The organism is Lysobacter yangpyeongensis, from assembly GCF_042655745.1.
Taxonomy (GTDB): Bacteria; Pseudomonadota; Gammaproteobacteria; order Xanthomonadales; family Xanthomonadaceae; genus Agrilutibacter; species Agrilutibacter yangpyeongensis.
The window spans coordinates 117,796-139,303 of the sequence record NZ_JBHSNM010000002.1; the positions used below are offsets into that span (position 1 = coordinate 117,796).

Annotated in this window: 21 protein-coding genes; 7 read left to right on the forward strand and 14 right to left on the reverse strand. The window is 68.3% G+C overall.

The window, feature by feature from the left end; translation table 11 throughout:
* Window positions 1-89: 89 nt before the first annotated feature.
* The 6 genes from ACFPN1_RS07270 to hutU form a co-directional block, all read right to left on the reverse strand.
* Window positions 90-1,130 carry an NAD(P)H-dependent flavin oxidoreductase gene (locus ACFPN1_RS07270; RefSeq protein WP_386754181.1) on the reverse strand — a complete coding sequence of 347 codons (1,041 nt, stop codon included), beginning with the start codon at window positions 1,128-1,130 and terminating at the stop codon, window positions 90-92.
* An 82-nt stretch (window positions 1,131-1,212) separates the two neighbouring features.
* Window positions 1,213-2,166 (reverse strand): right-handed parallel beta-helix repeat-containing protein, encoded by a 954-nt coding sequence (locus tag ACFPN1_RS07275; protein ID WP_386754182.1) that lies wholly within the window; start codon window positions 2,164-2,166, stop codon window positions 1,213-1,215.
* A gap of 153 nt (window positions 2,167-2,319) precedes the next feature.
* Window positions 2,320-3,765 carry an MATE family efflux transporter gene (locus tag ACFPN1_RS07280; protein ID WP_386754183.1) on the reverse strand — a complete coding sequence of 482 codons (1,446 nt, stop codon included), beginning with the start codon at window positions 3,763-3,765 and terminating at the stop codon, window positions 2,320-2,322.
* Between the two features lie 213 nt (window positions 3,766-3,978).
* On the reverse strand, window positions 3,979-4,419 hold the full coding sequence (locus tag ACFPN1_RS07285) for a nuclear transport factor 2 family protein (protein ID WP_386754184.1): 441 nt from the start codon (window positions 4,417-4,419) through the stop codon (window positions 3,979-3,981).
* A 92-nt stretch (window positions 4,420-4,511) separates the two neighbouring features.
* Window positions 4,512-5,180, reverse strand: coding sequence for a DsbA family oxidoreductase (locus ACFPN1_RS07290; RefSeq protein WP_386754186.1), 669 nt, complete (start codon window positions 5,178-5,180; stop codon window positions 4,512-4,514).
* Window positions 5,177-6,847, reverse strand: a complete 1,671-nt coding sequence (gene hutU / locus ACFPN1_RS07295; protein ID WP_386754187.1) for a urocanate hydratase — start codon at window positions 6,845-6,847, stop codon at window positions 5,177-5,179. Before hutU ends, ACFPN1_RS07290 begins: the two co-directional genes overlap by 4 nt.
* A gap of 224 nt (window positions 6,848-7,071) precedes the next feature.
* Here hutU and ACFPN1_RS07300 point away from each other — a divergent pair, with 224 nt between their 5' ends.
* Both ACFPN1_RS07300 and ACFPN1_RS07305 read left to right on the forward strand, forming a co-directional pair.
* Window positions 7,072-7,656 (forward strand): TetR/AcrR family transcriptional regulator, encoded by a 585-nt coding sequence (locus ACFPN1_RS07300; RefSeq protein ID WP_386754188.1) that lies wholly within the window; start codon window positions 7,072-7,074, stop codon window positions 7,654-7,656.
* A 133-nt stretch (window positions 7,657-7,789) separates the two neighbouring features.
* Window positions 7,790-8,632: an N-acyl homoserine lactonase family protein gene (locus ACFPN1_RS07305; protein ID WP_386754189.1), complete on the forward strand. Its 843-nt coding sequence runs from the start codon at window positions 7,790-7,792 to the stop codon at window positions 8,630-8,632.
* 68 nt (window positions 8,633-8,700) lie between these two features.
* On the opposite strand, the gene ACFPN1_RS07310 is transcribed toward ACFPN1_RS07305, so the two are convergent.
* On the reverse strand, window positions 8,701-9,018 hold the full coding sequence (locus ACFPN1_RS07310) for a hypothetical protein (RefSeq protein WP_386754190.1): 318 nt from the start codon (window positions 9,016-9,018) through the stop codon (window positions 8,701-8,703).
* Window positions 9,019-9,096: 78 nt separating this feature from the next.
* Window positions 9,097-9,681 carry a YybH family protein gene (locus tag ACFPN1_RS07315; RefSeq protein WP_386754191.1) on the reverse strand — a complete coding sequence of 195 codons (585 nt, stop codon included), beginning with the start codon at window positions 9,679-9,681 and terminating at the stop codon, window positions 9,097-9,099.
* Window positions 9,682-9,784: 103 nt separating this feature from the next.
* Here ACFPN1_RS07315 and ACFPN1_RS07320 point away from each other — a divergent pair, with 103 nt between their 5' ends.
* The 3 genes from ACFPN1_RS07320 to ACFPN1_RS07330 all read left to right on the forward strand — a co-directional run bounded on the left by ACFPN1_RS07320 (window position 9,785) and on the right by ACFPN1_RS07330 (window position 13,152).
* Complete coding sequence (locus ACFPN1_RS07320) at window positions 9,785-11,032, forward strand: alkaline phosphatase family protein (RefSeq protein WP_386754192.1); 1,248 nt, start codon at window positions 9,785-9,787, stop codon at window positions 11,030-11,032.
* 114 nt (window positions 11,033-11,146) lie between these two features.
* Window positions 11,147-12,652 (forward strand): DNA-3-methyladenine glycosylase 2 family protein, encoded by a 1,506-nt coding sequence (locus ACFPN1_RS07325; RefSeq protein WP_386754193.1) that lies wholly within the window; start codon window positions 11,147-11,149, stop codon window positions 12,650-12,652.
* Window positions 12,649-13,152 (forward strand): methylated-DNA--[protein]-cysteine S-methyltransferase, encoded by a 504-nt coding sequence (locus tag ACFPN1_RS07330; RefSeq protein WP_386754194.1) that lies wholly within the window; start codon window positions 12,649-12,651, stop codon window positions 13,150-13,152. Before ACFPN1_RS07325 ends, ACFPN1_RS07330 begins: the two co-directional genes overlap by 4 nt.
* A 141-nt stretch (window positions 13,153-13,293) precedes the next feature.
* On the opposite strand, the gene ACFPN1_RS07335 is transcribed toward ACFPN1_RS07330, so the two are convergent.
* A complete protein-coding gene (locus ACFPN1_RS07335) occupies window positions 13,294-14,643 on the reverse strand; it encodes a formimidoylglutamate deiminase (RefSeq protein ID WP_386754195.1) in 1,350 nt (449 codons plus the stop codon).
* Between the two features lie 108 nt (window positions 14,644-14,751).
* Between ACFPN1_RS07335 and hutI the strand changes: the two genes are divergently transcribed.
* Window positions 14,752-15,975, forward strand: coding sequence for an imidazolonepropionase (hutI, locus tag ACFPN1_RS07340; protein ID WP_386754196.1), 1,224 nt, complete (start codon window positions 14,752-14,754; stop codon window positions 15,973-15,975).
* A 44-nt stretch (window positions 15,976-16,019) separates the two neighbouring features.
* Complete coding sequence (locus tag ACFPN1_RS07345) at window positions 16,020-17,198, forward strand: dipeptidase (RefSeq protein ID WP_386754197.1); 1,179 nt, start codon at window positions 16,020-16,022, stop codon at window positions 17,196-17,198.
* A 65-nt stretch (window positions 17,199-17,263) separates the two neighbouring features.
* Here ACFPN1_RS07345 and ACFPN1_RS07350 read toward each other — a convergent pair whose 3' ends face one another.
* The 5 genes from ACFPN1_RS07350 to ACFPN1_RS07370 form a co-directional block, all read right to left on the reverse strand.
* Window positions 17,264-17,452: a 30S ribosomal protein THX gene (locus ACFPN1_RS07350; RefSeq protein ID WP_386754199.1), complete on the reverse strand. Its 189-nt coding sequence runs from the start codon at window positions 17,450-17,452 to the stop codon at window positions 17,264-17,266.
* A 233-nt stretch (window positions 17,453-17,685) separates the two neighbouring features.
* Window positions 17,686-18,099, reverse strand: a complete 414-nt coding sequence (locus tag ACFPN1_RS07355) for a MerC domain-containing protein (RefSeq protein ID WP_386754200.1) — start codon at window positions 18,097-18,099, stop codon at window positions 17,686-17,688.
* A gap of 36 nt (window positions 18,100-18,135) precedes the next feature.
* Window positions 18,136-18,948, reverse strand: a complete 813-nt coding sequence (locus ACFPN1_RS07360) for a metal ABC transporter permease (RefSeq protein ID WP_386754202.1) — start codon at window positions 18,946-18,948, stop codon at window positions 18,136-18,138.
* On the reverse strand, window positions 18,945-19,844 hold the full coding sequence (locus ACFPN1_RS07365; protein ID WP_386754203.1) for a metal ABC transporter substrate-binding protein: 900 nt from the start codon (window positions 19,842-19,844) through the stop codon (window positions 18,945-18,947). The genes ACFPN1_RS07360 and ACFPN1_RS07365 overlap by 4 nt, the downstream gene beginning before the upstream one ends.
* Before the next feature lie 18 nt (window positions 19,845-19,862).
* Window positions 19,863-21,245 (reverse strand): hypothetical protein, encoded by a 1,383-nt coding sequence (locus ACFPN1_RS07370; RefSeq protein ID WP_386754204.1) that lies wholly within the window; start codon window positions 21,243-21,245, stop codon window positions 19,863-19,865.
* Window positions 21,246-21,508 lie beyond the last annotated feature (263 nt).

The following is a 21,508-nucleotide window of genomic DNA, read 5'->3' on the forward strand; positions in this document are numbered from 1 at the left end:
TGCGCTGCTTCACGCAGCCGGCGAACTTGCTGCGTTCCTCGGCCGCCCGCCTGCATCACTTGACCGGCGGCGGCCGCTCAGGCCCTGCGTCACTGCGATCGTCCGCCCAGTTCGCGGGTGAGGCGGGCGGCGGGAACGGCCCGGCACGCGCGTGCACTCTCGCCCGCCCACAAGGGCGAGAAATCACTGCGGCCCTGGCGTTCCGCGGCCGCGCGTAGCGGCGCCATCGCGGCGGCGGCGAGGGGAAATTCCGGGGCGCGCGGATGGATGGGCCCGAGTTCGCGCATCACGCGATTGACGATCCCGCGCGCGATCCGTCCGCTGAACAGATTGGTGAAGGCGGTATTGCCGGCCCCATCGCCCTGCAGGGCAGCGCGATGTACCGGACCCGTCGTCGCCTCGTCGCACAGCAGGTATGCGGTGCCAACCTGCACGGCGGCCGCGCCGTGCGCGATCGCATTTTCTACCTGGCATCGATCGGCGATGCCGCCTGCCGCAATGACGGGCACGCTCATCACCTGCGTCAATTGCCGCACCAGCGACAGGGTGTCGGCCGCGCGCTCCAGCGAAGGCGTCAGGAACCAGCCGCGGTGGCCGCCTGCCTCCACGCCCTGCGCAACGATCGCATCGACGCCGCGCGCTTCCAGCCACCGCGCCTCCTCGATGGACGTCGCCGTTGCGAGCATGACCGCACCCCAGCCACGTACCCTCGCCAGCAACCGGGGCGCGGGCAGTCCGAAATGGAAGCTCACGACGGATGGCCGGAATTCCTCCAGCACGTCGGCCGCCGCATCATCGAAAGGTTGTCGGGCCGGCGCGGTAGATACCACCTCCGCATCGATGCCCAGTTCCTCGTAGTACGGCGCCAGCAGCGCGCGCCAGCGTGCATTACCTTCCGGATCCGGTACCGGCGGAACGTGGCAGAAGAAGTTGACGTTGAACGGGGCGCCAGTGGCGGAGCGGAGAGCCGCCAGTTCTGCGCGTAGTGCATCGGCGCCAAGCATGGCGCAAGGCAGCGAACCCAGGCCTCCGGCACTGCTCACGGCCGCGGCAAGCGCGTGATGCTGCACGCCCGCCATCGGCGCCTGGATGATCGGTATGGAAATGCCGAGCCGGTCGAGCAGCGTCATGGACAAGCCTATACACCATTCCGCGATCGGTCATCCCGGCCAGGGCGCGCTGCCCGGAGGACAGCGCGCCGCCGCATCGGTCCTACTTCTGGAGGATCGTCGCCGTGGGACTGCCGTCGGAGACGTTGTCGGTCACGCGGTTGTTGCCGAAAGAACGGATGTTGCCCCCGTTGATGGCGCGCAATCCATTGTCATTGTTGGTTACCACGTTGTCCGAGATGCGCAGGTTCGCGGCCGCGCCATCTGCCAGCAGACCGGCTCCCACGGACGGGCCGTAACCGTTGTTGGCGATCTGGCAATTCTGCACCGTGATATCGGAGAAATCGCCGCTGCTGACCGATGCGATGCCGAAGTTGACGTTGCCCGAGGCGACGGAGTCGCTGACGGCAACGATGCTGCGATTGTTCGCGCGAAGGCCGAAGCCGTTTTCGTGCAGGCGCGTGCTGGATACGGAGACGGTCGCGATACCCGTTCCGGTAGGCGACACGTAGATGCCGCCGGTTCCGGACGAAGCACTGTCATTGTTGTGGATGTCGCTGTTGCTCACGAACAGCTGGCTGGCGCCGCTCGGCTCGAAATCGATGCCGCGCGACGTGAAGCCGCTGATCTCGACATTCTCGACATGGAGGCTGCGCCCGGCGAGGAAGCGAATGCCGTTCAGGCCGCTCTTCACGCCATCGATGGAGAGATTACGGATCACGACGGTGTCCGCTGCGCCGGCATTGACGATGATGCCATTCGTTCCAGCCGCCAGGACGCCACCGTGATCGACACCGCCGCCATCGATGGTGATTGCCTTGGTGATCGTGACGGCGCCGAACCCACCCGGGTCCAGGACGTTGATCATGCCGCCGGCGGCCGTCTTGGAAATGGCACCGGCGAACGTCTTGCAAGGTGCCGTGCGGCTGCACGGATTGGCGTCGTCGCCAACGCCCGAGACCCAAGTGCGTGTGGCCTGGGCAAAAGCGCCCGTGCTGAAGCCGGACGCGAAGGCAGCGACCAGCAGCAGCGCCACGAGCCTGTTGAAACGTTTCATGGTTGTTCCCCTTTGAACCGCAGTTGGCGCCATGCGTGCGACGCGGCGATCGCCTGAAATCGCATGGCGGATCTGTGCCTTTCCCCGGGCATCGCTACCCGCGGGAAAGCTTGCGCCATCCCGCCTGGCACGTAAAGCGTGACCGGCTCCGCGTTATACGTGGACTGTCTTCCAACGCCCCCGCGAGAACAGCCACAGGGTGAACAGGCCCACCGAGGTTTCCGAGAAGAACACCGCCCAGAACACGCCGGTGTGCCGCCAGTCCAGATGCACGGCGAGCCAGTACGCGAGCGGGATCTGGATCAGCCAGAAGAACACGATGTTGATGCGGGTCGGCGTCATCGTGTCGCCGGCACCGTTGAAGGCCTGCACCGACACCATCCACCAGCCGTAGATGAAGTAAGAATAGGAGAGGATCTTCAGCCATTCGCCGCCGATCGCGATGACCTGGGGATCGGCAGTGAAGATCGCGATCAGCTGCGTCGGCAGCAGGTAGAACAGCACCGAGATCGCCAGCGTGAAGGCCATGTTGTACCAGCCGATGCGCCACACCGACGCTTCGGCGCGTTCGGCCTGCTGCGCACCGAGGTTCTGCCCGACCAGCGTGGCCGCCGCGTTCGACATGCCCCACGCCGGCATCAGCGTGAACATCATGATGCGGATCGCGATCGTCGCGCCGGCGACGGCTTCGCTGCCGATGCTGGCGAGGATGCGCATCAGGAAGATCCACGACGTCATCGCCACGATCATCTGGCCGATCCCGCCCAGCGAGGTGCGCACGATGTTCCAGAGGATCGCGCCATGCACGGACAGCTGCGATGCCGCCACGCGGATGTGCTTGCCGCCATGGAACAGCACCCACAGCTGGAACAGCACACCCACGCCGCGGCCGATATTGGTGGCCAGGCCCGCGCCTTCGATGCCCAGCGCCGGCACCGGCCCCAGGCCGAAGATCAGCAGCGGGCACAGCAGGATGTTCAGGCCGTTGGACAGCCACAGCACGCGCATCGCGATCGCCGCGTCACCCGCGCCGCGGTAGATCGCATTGATCACGAACAGCAGCATGATCACCGCATTGCCGCCGAGCATCCATTGCGTATAGCGGTAGCCATGTTCGATCGTCCACGCATCGCCGCCCATCAGGCGCAGCAGGTCCGGCGCGAACAGGATCCCGGCCACGGCCGACGGTATCGATACCAGCAGCGCGATGAAGATCGCCTGCACTGCCGTGATCGCCGCTTCCTCGCGCTTGCCTTCGCCGACGCGCCGCGCGACCACGGCGGTCACCGCCATCGCCAGGCCCATCGCGAGCGCGTACAGCAGGAACAGGTAGCTTTCGGTCAGCCCCACCGTCGCCACGGCCGAGGGCCCGAGCTTGGCGACGAAGAAGATGTCGACCACGGCGAAGGTCGACTCCAGCACCAGCTCGAGCACCATCGGCACGGCGAGCAGGAATACCGCCCGGCGCAAGGGAATCTTCGTGTAATCGGCACCGGTGCCGCGGATGGCTTCGCGCAGTTCGGACCAGAGCGGGCGGTGCTCGCCCGTCGAAGGCGTGTCGGATTCAGCGTCGAGCACGGATTGCGGTTCGCTATTCATTCGGAGTCCATCGCTTCCGGATCAAGGGCATGGTAGGTCAGGCAGGCCTGGCGTACCGGTTCAGGAAGACGACGAATCAGATGACGCGGAATCGACAGGCGTCGACGTCGTCGGTCGTCATGCCGGTGGTCGCTCGTCATCCCGGCGGTCACGCATCATCCCGGCGGTCGCTCGTCATCCCGGCGCAAGCTGGGATCCATTTGCTGTTGCCCCTCAGCGTGCCGGCAGCCGCGAGGCGTGGCTCGCGGCCAGGAGCCAGCGTCCCTCGCGATACAGCCAGGTATCGGTGAAGCGGAAATCCGCCGCGAAGGCTTCACCTCCCGCCGTGCCCTTGATGCTGGTGATGCCGGTGACGATCGCCGCGTCGCCGTACAGGCGGACGGACTGGTCGTGGTTGCGGAATTCCTGATAACGCGGTTCGCGCGCGGTCACTTCGGCGAGGTTCTGCGCGAGGTCGGTCACCGCGCCACGCGAATCCACCAGCGTGAAGCGCGGGTCCAGCGCGGTGCGCAGGTACGCGGTGTCGCCCACTTCGAAGGCATGGCAGATGGCCGCTTCGACGCGCCGGATCTCGCGTTCGTCCTGCGCGGCGTCGCGGGCTTGCGCTGCCATCGCGGGGAGGACAAACAGCAGTGCCAGCATCCAGCCCTTCATCGCGTGCTCCCGGCATGAGGAGCGGACAGGCTACGCAATTGCGGCTTCACAATCTTGGCCGCATGCCTGCGTGCGGTGCAGGAGCTGCCGGCTCAGCGCTGCTTCGCGGCCGCGATCTGCCGCAGCGCCTGCTCGAACACCTCGACCGGCTGTCCGCCGGAGATCAGGTACCGCTGCTCGATGATGATGGCCGGCACGGCCTGGATGCCGCGCTCGAGGAAGAACCGCTCTTCGATCCGCACGGCATCGGCGTATTCGTCGCCGGCGAGGATCGCCTGCGCGCGCTCCGCCGGCAGGCCGACGCCGGCTGCGATGCGCACCAGCGTCGCGTGATCCGACACGTTCTGCCCTTCGCTGAAGTAGGCGCGCAGCAGGGCGTGCTTGAGCGCCGCCTGTTTGCCCTCGAGCGCAGCCCAGTGCAGCAGGCGGTGCGCGTCGAAGGTGTTGTACGTGCGCGTGCGCCGTTCCATGTCGAAGCGGAAGCCCAGCGCCGCACCGCGCTGGCGGATCGCTTCCTGGCTCTGCGCCAGTTGCTCCGCCGACATGCCGTACTTCGTCTGCAGGTGTTCGGCGATGTCTTCGCCTTCCGGTCCCATCTGCGGGTTCAGTTCGAACGGGCGGAAATGGATTTCCGCCCGTACCTCCCCGGCCACTCGCGCGAGCGCCTGCTCGAGCGAGGCCAGTCCGATCGCGCACCAGGGGCAGACGACATCCGAGACGAAGTCGATGCGCAGTGCCACCGGCGCGGCCGAGGCGCTCATCCCTGCACCATCGGCAGCTTGAGGCCCTGCTCCTTCGCGCACTGCTTGGCGATGTCGTAGCCGGCATCGGCATGGCGCATCACGCCGGTGCCCGGGTCGTTCCACAGCACGCGAGCGATGCGCCGGTCGGCGGCTTCGCTGCCGTCGCAGACGATCACGACGCCCGAATGCTGCGAGTAGCCCATGCCGACACCGCCGCCGTGGTGCAGCGACACCCACGTCGCGCCGCCCGCCACGTTGAGCATGGCGTTGAGCAGCGGCCAGTCCGAAACCGCGTCGGAACCGTCGCGCATCGCTTCGGTTTCGCGGTTGGGCGAAGCGACCGAGCCGCTGTCGAGGTGATCGCGACCGATCACGACCGGCGCCTTGAGTTCGCCCTTGCGCACCATCTCGTTGAAGGCGAGCCCGAGCTTGTGGCGCAGGCCCAGGCCGACCCAGCAGATGCGCGCCGGCAGGCCCTGGAAGCTGATGCGCTCCTTGGCCATGTCGAGCCACCGGTGCAGGTGCGGATCGTCCGCGATGATTTCCTTCACCTTCGCATCGGTCTTGTAGATGTCTTCGGGATCACCCGAGAGCGCGACCCAGCGGAACGGGCCGACGCCGCGGCAGAACAGCGGGCGCACGTAGGCCGGCACGAAACCGGGGAAGTCGAAGGCATTCGTGCAGCCCTCGTCCTTCGCCATCTGGCGGATGTTGTTGCCGTAGTCGACGGTCGGGATGCCCTGCGCGTGGAAGGCGAGCATCGCTTCGACGTGCACGCGCATCGACTTCTTGGCGGCGTCGCGCACCTTGGTCGGATTCGCCTTCTGTTCGTCCAGCCACTGCTCGACGCTCCAGCCGATCGGCAGATAGCCGTGCACCGGATCGTGCGCGGAGGTCTGGTCGGTGACGCAGTCCGGGCGCACGCCGCGCTTCACCAGTTCCGGCAGGATCTCGGCGGCGTTGCCGAGCAGCGCGATCGACTTGGCCTCGCCGGCCGCGGTGTACTTCGCGATGCGGGCGAGCGCGTCGTCGAGGTCGTGCGCCTGTTCGTCGACGTAGCGCGTGCGCAGGCGGAAGTCGATGCTGCTCTGGCGGCATTCGATGGTGAGCGAGGACGCGCCCGCGAGCGACGCGGCCAGCGGCTGCGCGCCGCCCATGCCGCCCAGGCCGGCGGTGAGGATCCACTTGCCCTTGAGGCTGCCGCCGTAATGCTGGCGACCCATTTCGACGAAGGTCTCGTACGTGCCCTGCACGATGCCCTGCGAGCCGATGTAAATCCACGAGCCGGCCGTCATCTGGCCGTACATCATCAGGCCTTTCTTATCGAGCTCGTTGAAGTGCTCCCACGTCGCCCAGTGCGGCACCAGGTTGGAGTTGGCCAGCAGCACGCGCGGCGCGTCCGGATGCGTGGGGAAGATGCCGACCGGCTTGCCCGACTGCACCAGCAGCGTCTCGTCGTCGTTGAGTTCGCGCAGCGACTTGAGGATCGCGTCGAAGGATTCCCAGTCGCGCGCGGCGCGGCCGATGCCGCCGTACACCACGAGTTCGGCGGGGTTCTCCGCCACTTCCGCGTCGAGGTTGTTCTGCAGCATGCGGTACGGGGCTTCGGTGAGCCACGACTTGCAGGTGAGCGTGTTGCCGCGCGGCGCGCGGATCTGGCGGGAAGTGTCGCGACGGGTGGACATGGTCGGTTCCTGGTTGTTGTCATTCCCGCGAACGCGGGTAGCCATGGACGTCGAGCCCGGCAGCGTCATCGGCTTGCTCAGACGACGACTGCCTGTGCTCTCCGGGAAAATTATCGCGCCGCGTGCCCGGCAGCCTCCACGGCGGGCAGCGCCGCAATCGTCCGGGACATGCCGGAAACCACCCGATTTCCGGCCTCGCAGCGGTTTTTGTATACGCTGTATACATGACCGCCCCGCTCCCGACGTCCGAACGCATCCTGCGCGCCGCCCGCGTCCTGTTCGAGCGTGGCGGCGCGCAGGCGGTGAGCATGCGCCGGGTCGCCGATGCGGTCGGGCTGACGCCGATGGCGATCTACCGCCACTTTCCCAATCGCGAAGCGCTGCTCCGCCGCATCAGCGACGACAGCTTCGACGAGATCGCACGGCACTGGATCGCACGCAACCGCGGCGGCGACGTGCTGGCGCGGGTGATCGGCCTGCAACGCATCTACCTGGACTACGCGCTGTCGCATCCGCACCTGTTCGACCACGCGTTTTCCGCACGGCGCGCCGGTGCCCGACAGTACCCGGAGGACTTCCGCGCCGGACGTTCGCCGACGCTCACCGTGGCTGCCGAAGCGGTCGCCGAAGCCATGCAGGCGGGGTTGCTGCGCGGCGACGACGAATGGGACGTCGCGATGACGCTGTGGGCGCACACGCACGGACTGGTCGCGCTGTATCGCGCGGGTCGCTTCAGTTACGACGAGGCGCAGTTCCGGCGCTTCTACGAGGCTTCGCTGCAGCGCCTGCTGCACGGACTGATGGCCTGACAGCGCCGGCCTGCGATTGTCCCAGCGGCTGGATTCAGTTTCCGCGGCGCGCCGCCGGCAACTCACGATAATTGCGCATCGCTCGCGGTGGCCAACGCAGCGAAACCTCACAACGAACCACAAGGAGTGTTCCATGCGTCGTTTCGCCATTCTCGCCGCAGTCGTCCTCGCACTATGGCTGCCCACGGTTCATGCCGCCGCGCCGGTCGAATCCGTGCGTGTCTATGCGTTCGATTGCGGTCGCCTCGAATTCAAGGACCTGGGCATCTTTTCCGACACCGGTGAGTACGACGGCGTCGCGGGTACGCTGTCCGAACCGTGCTTCCTGATCCGCCATCCGAAAGGCGACCTGCTCTGGGACACCGGCCTGGGCGATCGTTTCGCGGCCACGCCCGGCGGCGTGGAAGTGCGGCCCGGCGTGCGCTACATCGTCGATACGCCACTGCTGAAGCAGCTGCAGGCGATAGGCGTCGCGCCCGCCGACATCGAATACCTGTCCTTCTCCCACTTCCATCGCGACCACACCGGCAATGCCAACGTGTTCGTGCACTCGACCTGGCTGCTCAGCCGGCGCGAAGTGGAAGCGCTCGAAGGAACGCCCACGCCGGTCAACGTCAATCCCGACGACCTGAGCGGCCGCAAGCAGGCGAAGGTCGAGCTGATCGACCTCGACCGCGATGTGTTCGGCGACGGCACGGTGAAGATCCTGCGCGCCAACGGCCACACCGCCGGGCACCAGGTGCTGCAACTGAAACTGCCGCACGCCGGCGTCGTGATCCTGTCGGGCGATGCGGTGCACACGCGCGAGAACTACGAGCTCAACCGCATGCCGGTCTTCAACTACGCGCGTGGCGAAACGCTGGGTTCGATGGACCGCATCCGCCGCATCCTCGCCCGCAACGGCGGACGACTGGTGATCCAGCACGATCCGCGCGACTTCGAAGCGCTGCCCAAGGCGCCCGCGTACCTCGACTGACGCCTGGAGCGACGCAACGAAAAAACGCCCGGCATTGCCGGGCGTTTTCGTATGGGCCGCTCGCCCAATCAGTGGATCGAAGGATCCAGCTTGCGCAGCGCGTCGGCGATATCGACTTCGCCCGTGCGCTGCATGTCCTCGCGGGTGTAGGCACGGCCGATGGCACCGTTGCTACAGGTGCGCTGCTTGCGCGTGTCGCTGCGCTGGCTGATGCGCGTGCCGGTGTGGCGCAGGCACAGATGATCGTTGATGTCCTGCTTGCGCGCCTCGTCCTGCTGAGTGGCTGTTTCGGCGGCGGGCTGGGGAGCAGGCGCCGGCTGCGGTGGTGCGGCCTGCGCTGAGGCCGCGACCAGCAATGCGCCCAGGGAGATCGTCAGGGTTTTCATGAGGGAACTCCGTCGTGGTGTTCGCCGGGTCACCATACGCCCCCCGGCCTGTGCCGGACATGGCGGCAGCGCGTCGCGTCAGCTGCGGTTCGGGTTGCACTCCATGCGGCCCGCCCTGAACGCCGCGACCTCCGCTTCGGTCGCCGGTCGCGGTTCCACGCCGTCGTCGAAGAGCACCCGCCACACGCCGTCGGCGTCCCGGTGCCACACCGAATGGAAGGCGCCGATGTGGAAGCGTTCCTCGGGCGTCGCGCCCTCGCCGGCCGCCGCGGGCTCTAGCACTTCGAGCAGGCTCGGCCCGCTGGACCAGGCCGTATCGGCGATGCCGGGCACCATGGTCACGCGCGTGGGATACCACAGCAGCGCCATCCGTCTGCCTTCGATCAGGCCCGCCCAGCGCTGCGAGATGGCGTCACGGCCACGCGTGGGTTCGCGCCGGCTGGCACCGAACGCGGCGCGCTCGCCGACATGGCTGGCGAATGCCACCGCATCGTGTTCGGCAACGGAACGGGCGAAGCTCAGTTCGCGTTGCCATACCGCGCATTCCTCCGCGCTGAGCTCGGGAAGCGTGGGCGCGGCCGCGGGCGCAGGCACGGCATCGGCGGCGAGCGCCGCGACCGGGGCGAACAGGAGGCACAGGCAGGCGGGGACGATCAGGCGCATGGCAATCCGGACACGGGGTAGGAAGCCCGCGCATCTTGCCAGCATCGGCAAGGTTCCCGTCCTGCAATACTTGTCGCGTGGGTCGCTGGCTATCATCGCGGGCATGCGCCCGATCCGCTTCGCGGCCCTTGCCGCCCTGCTCGCCCTCGCCGCCTGCGCCTCGACGCCTCCTGCGGACGCCCCCGCACCGGTGGTGCTGGTCTCGATCGACAGCTTCCGTCCGGATTATCTGGATCGCGGCCTCACCCCCAATCTGTCACGGCTGGCGCAGCAAGGCGTGCGCGCGCGCTGGATGAATCCGTCCTACCCGTCGCTGACTTTTCCCAACCATTACACGCTGGTGACCGGGCTGCGGCCCGACCACCACGGGATCGTGCACAACACGATGCGCGATGCGGCGCTGGGCGATTTCAGCAATTCGAACGAAGCCGCGGTGCGCAATCCGGCGTGGTGGGGCGGCGAACCCTTGTGGGTGACGGCCGAGAAGGACGGACTGCGCACCGCGACGCTGTTCTGGCCCGGCAGCGAAGCGCCGATCAACGGCACCTGGCCGACGCAATGGCTGGCGTACGACGACGAACTGCCGATGGCGCGGCGCGTCGACATCGTGCTCGGCTGGCTGTCGCGACCGCAGGAGCAGCGACCGCGGCTGACGACGCTGTATTTCGGCGCGCTCGACCACACCGCGCACGACTTCGGGCCGGATGCGCCGCAGACCGATGCGACGATCGCGCGGGTCGATGCCGCGATCGGCCGCCTGCTCGACGGCCTGCGCAAACGCGGCCTGCGCGATCGCGTCAACATCGTCGTGGTGTCCGACCACGGCATGGCGGCGGTGCCGGCCTCGCAGGCGCTCGGCATCGAAACGCTGGTGGATCCGCGCGATGCGACGTACGTGACGTATGGCGAAGTGCTCGGCTTCGTTCCGCGACCGGGACACGAAGCCGCCGCGGAACAGCAGCTGCTCGGCCGCCATCCGCATCACGAATGCTGGCGCAAGGGTGAACTGCCCGCGCGCTGGCATTACGGCACGCATGCGCGGATCCCGCCGATCGTCTGCCAGATGGATGTCGGCTGGGACGCGGAAACGCCGACGCGCCTGGCGCGGCGCAAGCCCGGCAGCACGCGCGGCGCGCACGGATTCGATCCGGCCGATCCGACCATGCGCGCGCTGTTCATCGCGCAGGGGCCGGCGTTCCGGTCCGGCGTGGAACTGGCTCCGTTCGACAACGTCGATGTCTATCCGCTGCTGGCGAAACTGCTCGGCATCGCGCCACGCCCCAATGACGGCGACATCGCGCCGTTGCTGCCGGCATTGAAATGCGCCGCGAGCCACTGCGACGCGCAGTAAGTCCAACGCGCCGCAGCACGCGTGAACACGCAGCCGAACAGGCTGTTGTTGTTCCCCCACATCGATGTCCGAATCCGGCCAGTCCCGGCCACGGGACGGTGCTAGCCTGCGCCCATGCCGAACCCCGTCGCCGCTACCGCCATTCCCGATCCGCAGACCTGCGAGCAGGCCCGGCGCAGCCGCGACCCGCGGTTCGACGGCCTGTTCTTCACCGCGGTGCTGAGCACCAAGATCTATTGCCGGCCGGTGTGCCCCGCGCCGATGGCCAAGCGGGTCGTCTATTACGCCAGCGCGGCCGCCGCGGAAGCCGCGGGCTACCGTCCCTGCCTGCGGTGCCGGCCCGAGCTTTCGCCCGGCGATGGCGCCTGGCGACGCGGCGATGCGGTCGTGGCGCGTGCCTTGAAGCTGATCGACCAGGGCGTGCTCGACGAAGCGCCGCTGTCGGCGCTCGCCGCGCGCGTCGATATCGGCGAACGCCAGTTGCGCCGCCTGTTCGTCGAGCGTCTGGGCGTGCCGCCGATCGGCGTGCAGGGCACGCGACGCCTGCTGTTCGCCAAGCAGTTGCTGACCGAAACGGCGTTGCCGATCACCGAAGTCGCACTCGCCGCCGGTTTCGGCAGCCTGCGCCGCTTCAATGCCGCGTTCCTCGAGGCCTATCGCATGGCGCCACGCGACCTGCGCAAGCAGCGCGTGGAGGCGCCCGGCGAAACGCTGACCTTGCGCCTCGGTTATCGCCCGCCGTACGACTTCGCGGCGATGCTCGACTTCCTGCGCGGGCGCGCGCTGCCCGGCGTGGAAGTCGTCGATGCCGACAGCTACTCACGGGTGATCGGGCCGATCGACGCACCCGGCTGGCTGCGCGTGTCGCAATGGCCGACCGTGAGCCGGCATACGGACGAGCACGCGCTGAAGCTGGAACTGCACGGCGCGCGGCCTTCGCAGATGCTGGAGATCGTGAACCGGCTGCGGCGCATGTTCGATCTCGACGCGGACCCGCACGCGATCGGCGCAGCGCTCTCGCAGGACGCGCGACTGCGTCCGCTGCTGAAACGTCGCCCTGGCCTGCGCGTGCCCAGCGGCTGGGACGGTTTCGAAATCGCGGTGCGCGCGATCATCGGCCAGCAGATCAGCGTGGCCGGCGCGCGCACCTTGGCGGCACGGCTGTCGCAGCGCTTCGGACAAGCGTTGCCTGCATCGTTCGCGACGGGGCTCGACCACCTGTTCCCCACGCCCGAAGCGCTCGCCGATGCGGACCTCGGCGCGATCGGCCTGACCCGCGCCCGCGCCGATACCGTGCGGACCGTGGCGCGTGCCTTGCTCGACGGACGCGTCGACTTCAAACCCGAACGCACGCTCGACGACTTCACCGCGCGCTGGATCGCGTTGCCGGGCATCGGCCCGTGGACCGCGCACTACATCGCCCTGCGCGCGCTCGGCCATCCCGATGCGTTTCCCGCCGACGACCTGGTGCTGCAACGCGCGGTGCCCGCCGACGGATCGCGCATGAGCGCGAAGGCGCTGAGCGCGCGTTCGGAAGCGTGGCGGCCGTGGCGCGCGTATTCGGTGATCCAGCTGTGGAAGGATTCGATGAACCTGCCCAAGGCGAAGGCCGCGGCATGAACGTGATCTACCGCCGCATCGACAGTCCGGTCGGACCGCTGCTGATCGCCGGCGACGATACCGGCCTGCGCGCGATCGAATTCCATGCCCCGCGGCATCCGGTCGCGCGCGGCGCGGACTGGCGCGAAGGCGATCACGCCGTGTTGCGCGACGCGCAAGGGCAACTGGCGGAATATTTCACCGGCCGACGTCGCCGCTTCGACCTGCCGCTCGCGCCACAGGGCACGGAGTTCCAGCGGCAGGTGTGGTGGGAGCTGGCCAACATCCCGTTCGGCGGCACGATCAGCTATGCCGAGCTCGCCCAGCGCCTCGGCAAGCCGAGCGCGACGCGCGCGGTGGGCGCGGCCAACGGCCGCAATCCGCTCCCGATCGTGCTGCCGTGTCATCGCGTGATCGGCGCGGACGGCAGCCTCACCGGCTTCGGCGGCGGACTGCCCACCAAGCAGTATCTGTTGCAGCTGGAAGGCGCGCTGCCGCGGGAAATCGATCTGTTCGCGTAGGAGCGCCCCATGGGCGCTATCGCCGTGAGGTGCGTAGACGCGATGCACTCGCGATCGCCGCCCCATGTCGGTTGCCGGTGGTATCGAAGCCGTTCGCGCCCATGGGGCGCTCCTGCGCAGGACGTCGCGGTGGGGGTGCGATCAATCCGCGAGCAGCTTCCGCATTGCCTGTCCGTAGCGCACCGCGGTCGCGTCGCGATCGCGATGCGCGCCATTCGCCACCACGCGCTGCCCGCCCACGTACACATCGCGCACAAGGTTGCGGTTGCCGCTGAAGATCCAGCGGTCGATCGCATCGCCCTGCTGCACGCCGGCGAACTGCGGCGCATCGGTATCGAGCACGATGAAGTCCGCGTGCTCGTCCTCGGCCAGCATGCCGATGGCGTGACCGCTCGATCGCGTCGCGCTCGCCATCGCGCCGCACAGCAGCGTCTCGCCGACGCTGGGGGAATCCGGCCGCACCGCGATGTTGCGGTGGCGCGTCACCAGGCGCTGGCCGTATTCGAGCCAGCGCAGTTCCTCGATGGGCGACACCGAGATGTGCGAATCCGAGCCCACGCCCCAGGCGCCGCCGGCATCGAGATACGCGCGCAGCGGGAACAGGCCGTCGCCGAGGTTGCCTTCGGTCGTGGTGCAGATCGCCACCGTGGCACCGCTGCCCGCGATGCCACGCGTTTCGGCTTCGGTGAGATGGGTCGCGTGGACCAGCGTCCATCGCGCGTCGACGTCGACATTCGCCAGCAGCCACTCCACCGGACGCGCGCCACGCAGCGCCAGGCAATCCTGCACCTCGCCGATCTGTTCGGCGATGTGGATATGGACGCGGCTGTCGGACGGCAGCGCCGCCAGCACGTCGCGCATCGCGTCAACCGGCACCGCACGCAGACTGTGCAGCGCGCAGCCGATGCGCAGCGAATCGCCTTCGTCACTGCGCAGCGTATCGAGCAGACGCAGGTAGGCTTCGACATCATGGCCGAAGCGTCGTTGCCGCTCGCCGAGCGCGCGCCCGTCGAAGCCGCCGGTCATGTACAGCACCGGCAGCAGGGTCAGGCGGATGCCGGTGTCGCGCGCGGCGGCCACCAGCGCGCGCGACATCGCCGCGGGATCGTCATACGGACGGCCGTCGGGGGCGTGGTGCAGGTAATGGAATTCGCAGACGGTGGTGTAGCCGGCTTCGAGCATTTCCGCGTACAGCTGGGCGGCAACGGCATGCAGCGATTCCGGGTCGAAGCGCGCGGCGAAGCGGTACATCGTCTCGCGCCAGGTCCAGAACGAATCGCTGGGATTGGTCTGGCGTTCGGCCATGCCGGCCATGGCGCGCTGGAACGCATGCGAATGCAGGTTGGCGATGCCGGGCACGATCCAGCCGTCGCTTGCGCTGGGTTCGGCACTGCGGCGGCGCGCGACGCGGCCGCGCGCATCGAGGTCGAATCCCGCATCGGCCTGCCATCCGGCCGGGGTCCATAGCATGGCGGCGTCGAGAGTCTTCATGGACGCCATTCTCCCCCATCGCCTGCAAGCGCGCGCGCATGTGGGTTTCCGGCAACTTCCCGGCCCGCATTCGGCCCGTGTTCGGACAGGCGTTTAGAATCGCCGACCATGAGCGCAGCCACCGCCCCCTTCGACGGACTCATCCTCGGCGCCAGCCTGGCCACGCTCGATGCGGCCAGCGGTTACGGCGAAGTCAACGACGGGGCACTGGCCTGGCGCGATGGCGTGCTGGCCTTCGTCGGCCCGCGTTCGCAGTTGCCGGATGACGCCCGTGCGCTGGCGCGCGAAGTCATCGATGCGGACGGCTGGATCACACCGGGCCTCGTCGACTGCCACACGCACCTGGTGTTCGCCGGCGACCGCGCGCGCGAATTCGAACTGCGGCTGCAGGGCGCGACGTACGAGGAGATCGCGCGCGCCGGCGGTGGCATCGTCTCCACCGTGCGCGCCACCCGCGAGGCCGACGAGACCGAACTGCTGCGGCAATCGCTGCCGCGCGCGCGCGCCCTGCTCGCCGATGGCGCGACCACGCTGGAGATCAAGTCCGGTTACGGCCTGGACTTCGCCAACGAACGCAAGATGCTGCGTGTCGCGCGGCAGCTCGGCGAAGCGCTGGGTATCACCGTGCGAACGACGTATCTGGCGGCGCACGCGCTGCCGCCCGAGTTCAGGGATCGCGCCGACGACTACATCGCTGCGGTGTGCGAATGGCTGCCGCCGCTGCACCGGGAAGGCCTCGTCGATGCGGTCGACGCGTTCTGCGAAGGCATCGGCTTCAGCCCGGCGCAGACGCGGCGTGTATTCGAGACGGCGCGCGCACTCGGATTGCCGGTGAAGCTGCACGCGGACCAGCTCAGCGATCTCGGCAGCGCCGCGCTTGCGGCCGAATTCGACGGCCTGTCCGCCGACCATGTCGAGCACACCTCGGACGACGGCGTGCGCGCGATGGCGCAGCACGGCACGGTTGCGGTGCTGTTGCCGGGCGCCTTCCACGTCCTGCGCGAGACGAAGCTGCCGCCGCTGCAGGCCTTCCGCGAACACGGCGTGCCGATGGCCGTGGCGACCGACTGCAATCCAGGCACCTCGCCGCTGCTGTCGCTGCGCCAGGCGATGCAGCTGGCCAGCACGCATTTCCGCCTGACGCCGGAGGAAGCCCTGCGCGGCACGACCGTGCACGCGGCGCGCGCGCTGGGATTGCGCGATCGCGGCGTACTGCGCGTCGGCATGCGCGCCGATTTCGTGCACTGGGATATCCGCCACCCCTCCGAACTGTGCTACTGGCTCGACGGGCGGCTCGCGCGGCAGGTGGTTGCCGGAGGACGCACGCTCTGATTTTCGTCGCCGCCGCGCGCTTCGCGGCCCATTGGGGAGAACGCATGAGACTCGTCGTTGCCGCCTTGCTCGTATCGCTGCCGCTGTCCCTCGCCCACGCGCAGGCCACCGACGCCGCGCGTCGCCTCGCGCATGACGCGATCGTGGTCGATACGCATATCGACGCACCCAGCGAGTTGATCGATCACTGGTACGACCTCGGCGAAGCCACGCCGTCGCGCGAATTCGACTATCCCAGGGCGCGCGAAGGCGGCCTGGACGTCGCCTTCATGTCGATCTACACCTCGGCCGAAGAGGACGACGCGGGCACGGCCTGGCAATCGGCCCACACGCAGATCGATGCGGTGGAAGCACTGGTGCAGCGCCATCCGGACCGGTTCGCGCTGCTGCGTTCGCCGCGCGACCTTGCCCGGCTGCAGAAGGGCGGCAAGGTGCTGCTGGCGCTGGGCATGGAGAACGGCGCGCCGATCGGCGACGACCTGAAGCAGCTGGCGGCATTCCATGCGCGTGGCGTGCGCTACATCACCCTCGCGCACGGCCGCAACAACCGCATCAGCGATTCGGCGACGGATACCGCGCCGCGCTGGCACGGGTTGAGCCCGTTCGGCCGCGAGGTGGTGAAGGAGATGAACCGCCTCGGCATCATGGTCGACGTCTCGCATCTGTCCGAAGACGCGATCCGGCAAGCGGTGGAAGCCAGCAGCGTGCCGGTCATTGCCAGCCATTCGGCGCTGCGCCATTTCACACCCGACTTCCAGCGCAACATCAGCGACGCGAACGTCAAGGCCATCGCGGCCAAGGGCGGCGTGGTGCAGGTGCCGTTCGGCAGCATCTTCATCGATGCCGGCGCGGCGCAGACCTATTCGACGTACCTGCGCGAGCGCGAGGCGTTCCGCATGGCCCAGCAGGCGGCGATTGCCGCGGGAAAAACTGCTACCGGCACGGAACCGCAAATGCCGACGCTGCAGCCCACCGCGCTCGCCGCCGTGCTCGACAACATCGACCGCGTGGTGAAACTCGCCGGCATCGATCACGTCGGCATCGGTTCGGACTTCGATGGCGTCAGCGGTCACCTCGCCGCCGAACTGCATTCGGTCGCCGACTATCCGGTACTGGTCGCCGGCCTGCAGCAACGCGGCTACAGCGATGGCGATATCCGCAAGATCCTCGGCGGCAATCTCCTGCGCGTGTGGACGGCCGCCGAGCGCGCCGCGACGCCCTGAACCATTCGCGCGCGCAAGAAAAAAGCCCCGCGATGCGGGGCTTTTTCGTTTCCGGGTCAGTCGCCTCAGGCGGCGGACTTCTTCGCCACGGCCTTCTTGGCCGGCGCCTTGGCAACGCTCTTGGTCGCGGCCTTCTTCGCCACCGGCGCGGTAGCGGTGCCGGCGGCCCTGGTCACGGCCTTGGCGCTGCGGGCGTTGCCGTAGCTGGAGTTGTAGCGCTTGCCCTTGGCGGTCTTGCGGTCGCCCTTGCCCATGTTCGTGCTCCTGAAGCTGTCAAAAATCCGCACGCAGTGCGGGGGTTACGAGAAATCGCGTCGCGCGCGAGGCCGCGAAGTCTAGCACGCCGGGCCGGCCCCCCTGGCGCCGGGAATCCGCCGAAGCGGAGGCCTTTGGCAAGGGCGCAACGAAGTGACGGGAGAGGCAGGCGCGCAGCGGCGTCGACGGTTTGTGGACCAAGCCCTGGCATCAACCAGCGCGAAGCCCCGATTCAATGCACGCAGGAAGCGTCGTGAATGTGGCCGAGCCGCAGGTTGGCCAGGTGCGCCAGACCCACCAGGGTGCCGCCGAAGGTCATCGCCAGGGCGTGCGGCACCAGGGCATGGTGCAACGGGTCGTAGAGGACGCCGATCCAGAGGATGGCCAGGCCCGGCAGCAACAGGCCCAGCGCCCGGACCGCGCCATGGCGGCGGTAGCCCCAGACCATGCTGAACAGGCCGAGCAGCGTGGCGAACACGACGAAACCGCGCTCGAAGTCATCTCCAAGCCACGCCGCCACGCCCAGCGAAGGCAACACCGCGATCAGCAGCGGCAGCAGCGCGCAGTGCATCGCGCACAGCAGCGAACCGGCCGCGCCGAGGCGGTCCAGGAGGTGCGTGCGGGGACGGAAGGGAAAGCCGCTCATCTCGTTACATTGTAACAGTCGCACGCCAATGCACCGTCACGACGCGGCGTCGAAAACGGCCTGTTGCGTTGCATGCGCGGGATGCGAACGCCGGACCGCGGGCACCAGCTGGGCCAGCAGCGCGCAGCCGGCCAGGGTCCACACGATCATGGCGCCGCTGGGCAGGTCGAAAACCGCGGACAGGCCGAGCCCGAGAACGTAGCCCAGCGCACCGATCACGTAGGCCGCGACGAGCCGGCCGCGGCCCTTCATGCCCGCCGTCGCCAGCGCCGGCACGATCAGGCTGGCGAAGACCAGGTACACGCCGACCAGCTGCACCGAGGCGGTGATCGCCAGCGCGAACAGCGCATAGAACAGCAGCCCGGCCAACTTGCCGCCGCGCAGCCACATGAAGGCCAGCAGGACCACCGACAGCACCGCCGCCGGAATCAGCTGCGAATAACTCACCCACAGGATCTGCCCTACCAGCAGGTCCTTGAGGTGTTCCCCGCCCTGCGGGTTGTCCGCGAGCAGGAGCAGGCCGCCGGTCGCGGCCAGCGCAAACAGCGTGCCGATCAGGGGCTCCTGGTATTCCGGCCAGCGCCGGTCGGTCCACGACAGCAGGCCAGCGCCGGCCAGCGCCGCGGCGGCGGCGGCGGCCTGCACGCCGAGGCCGTGCTCGTCGATGCCCAGGTACTGCGCGAGGATCACGCCGAGGCCGGCGATCTGCGCGATCGCCAGGTCGATGAAGATGATGCCGCGCGACAACACCTGCTTGCCCAGCGGCACGTGCGTGGACAGCACCACCAGGCCGGCGACACAGGCCGGGCCCAGGATGCTCATGTCGAGGCCTTCCCAGTTGAGCGTCATTTCGCAGCTCCGAGCAGCTTGGCAAGAGTGGAGTCGAACAGGCCGAACAGATCCTTCGACTGCGCATCACCGCCGACGGTGAACGGCAGCGACACCGCCGGCACGCCGGTGCGATCGGACAGCCATTCCGACGGCTTCCCGTCCTGGTAGGCGGCGCGCACGATCGCGAGGGTGTGGCCGTTCTTCGTCGTCGCGATCAGGCTCGCCAGGTGCGCGCTGGTCGGCGGCACGCCGGGCTTGGGTTCGAGCGCGCCGATCTGGTTCATGCCCAGCCAGTCCCACAGGTACACCCAGCTGATGTGATGGACGACGACATTGCGGCCCTTGAGCGGCGCGGCCTGCGCTTTCCACTTCACCATCGCCGCGAGCCAGCGCTGGCTGAAGTCGGCCAGGCGTTGCTGGTAGGTCGTGGCGTTGGCGGGATCCAGCTGCACCAGCCGCGCATCGAGCGCGCGCGCGATCACCAGCACGCGGCGCGGATCCATCTGCACGTGCGGATTGCCGTCGGGATGCACGTCGCCGTAGGCGCGATCGAGCGCGGTCGGCTTCTCCAGCGTCTTCACCTGCATGGCCGCCATGAAGTTGCCCGCGCCCGAGGCGACCTTCGCATTGCCCGACTGGCGGATGAGCTGCGGCAGCCAACCCACTTCGAGTTCCGCGCCCGTGCACACCAGCAGGTCGGCGCTGCGGACCTTGGCGATGAGGCTGGGCTTGGCTTCGATCTGGTGCACATCCTGTAGCGCGGAGGTGGCGACGTCGACGTCGACCTTGTCGCCGGCCAGTTCCTGCACCAGCGAGGCCCATTCGGGTTCGCAGGCGAACACTTTCAATTTGGCCTGCGCCGGCGCCGATGCCAGCGCGGCAAGCAGCACCACGGGGAGAGCAAATGCCTTCATCGATGGATGTCCTCGAACCTAGAACTTGTGGGCGCCGTGCGCGCCGAGACTGGTCTGGTACTGCAGGGTGACCGCGTTGTCGCTGTCGTCGGCGTTGGGCTTGTCGCGGCTCAGCTGCAGGCGGAACAGGCTGAATTCGCTGTTGCGCCAGGTGAGTTCGGCGGTGTGGCGATACGGATCGAAGTCGCTCGCGAACGGGCCGTCCGCATCCGCCCACAGCCGGTCGTAGCGGTAGCCGACATCCCACACGCGGTTGAGGCGGTACAGCGCCTCGACATAGCCGCCGCGACGCTGGCCATTCCACGCGGCGGTAATGGTGTCGTCGGCGGGATCGACGAACACGCCATCGCGGTCGTCGAGGAAATACTCGCCGCGCAGGGTGATCCCGCCGTCCTTGAAGTTGCCCTGCGGCGCCCACTTCCATGTCGCGTCGGCGACATAGACCTTCGCGTCGCCGTTGAAACCGTCCTCGCCGCCTTCGGTCTTCGTCCGCAGCATCGACACGCCGGCGAGCCATTCGTTCTCGGCGCCGACATCGCCGCCGAGATGCGCGAAGAGCGTGCGCGTGCCGAGGCCGCCGTCCTGCGCGCCGCCGCTGGGATAGTTCTGGCCGCGCAGCACTTCGCCGCCGACTTCGAACAGCAGACTGGTCGGCGCGACCCAGCGCAGCTGCACGCCGTCGTCCCCGTATTGGCCGCCGAGGAAGGCCTGGTACGCCAGCGGACGATCGAAGAACGCGTCGGTGTGCGCGTGGTGGCTGTTGAGGTAGCCGATGTTGGAGAAGAAGCGGCCCAGGCGCAGGTTGAAACCCGCGGGCAAGGCCGTGGTGTCGATGTAGGCCTCCTCGACGCCGAGCTCGTCCTGGCCGTCCTCGCTCTCCATGGCGACGGTGAGCTGGCCGTAGAACTTGTCGTCGATGTTGGCGGCGAAGGACACCTCGCTCTCGCCGAGCGAGAAGCCATTCGCGCTGGGACCGCCCTCGCCCGCCAGCGGGAAGCCCGCGCGCGCGTAACGGTCGGGATCGAGCGAATGATGCGAGTAGCTGCCGTTGAGGATGATGCTGATCGCCGGGTTGAATGCGTTGCCGTTGGCGCCGCTGGCGCTGGGCGCGCCCGCGGTGGCCTGAACCCCGGCGGTCGCATCGGCCGGGGCCGCGACGTCGGGCGTTGCTTCCGGCGTGGCGGCGAGGGCGTCGATTTCTGCTTCCTCGCTGCTGGCCGGAGTGGGCGGCGGGGTCGCGGTGGCCGTGGACTGGGATTTCAGCGCCTGCAGTTCCGCCTGCAGGGCCTTGACCTGGGCTTCGAGCGCCTCGATCCGGCGGTCGGTGGCGGCATCGGCGGCGAAGGCCGGAGAGGCGCCGAGAACACTCGCGATGCACAGGGTCAGCAGGGATTTCCGCATGGGTCCGGGGACTCTTCTGGGTCGGGTCGATTGTCGGATGTAATAACATAACACTCGAATCCAACGGTCAATAGGACAGCGGTCATGCCGGGCGGGCGCCTGGCGGTTCGCCCGATCGGGCAAACCGGGCCGCGGGACTCGGCCGCGCCCGAACGGACGGCAACTTCGTCGGCTGGCTGCTCCCGGCAAGACGCCACCGACGCAACGCCTGCGTTGCACCCACGTCGCCGCTGCCGGTTTCGCCCGGATCGATACTGCCGCCT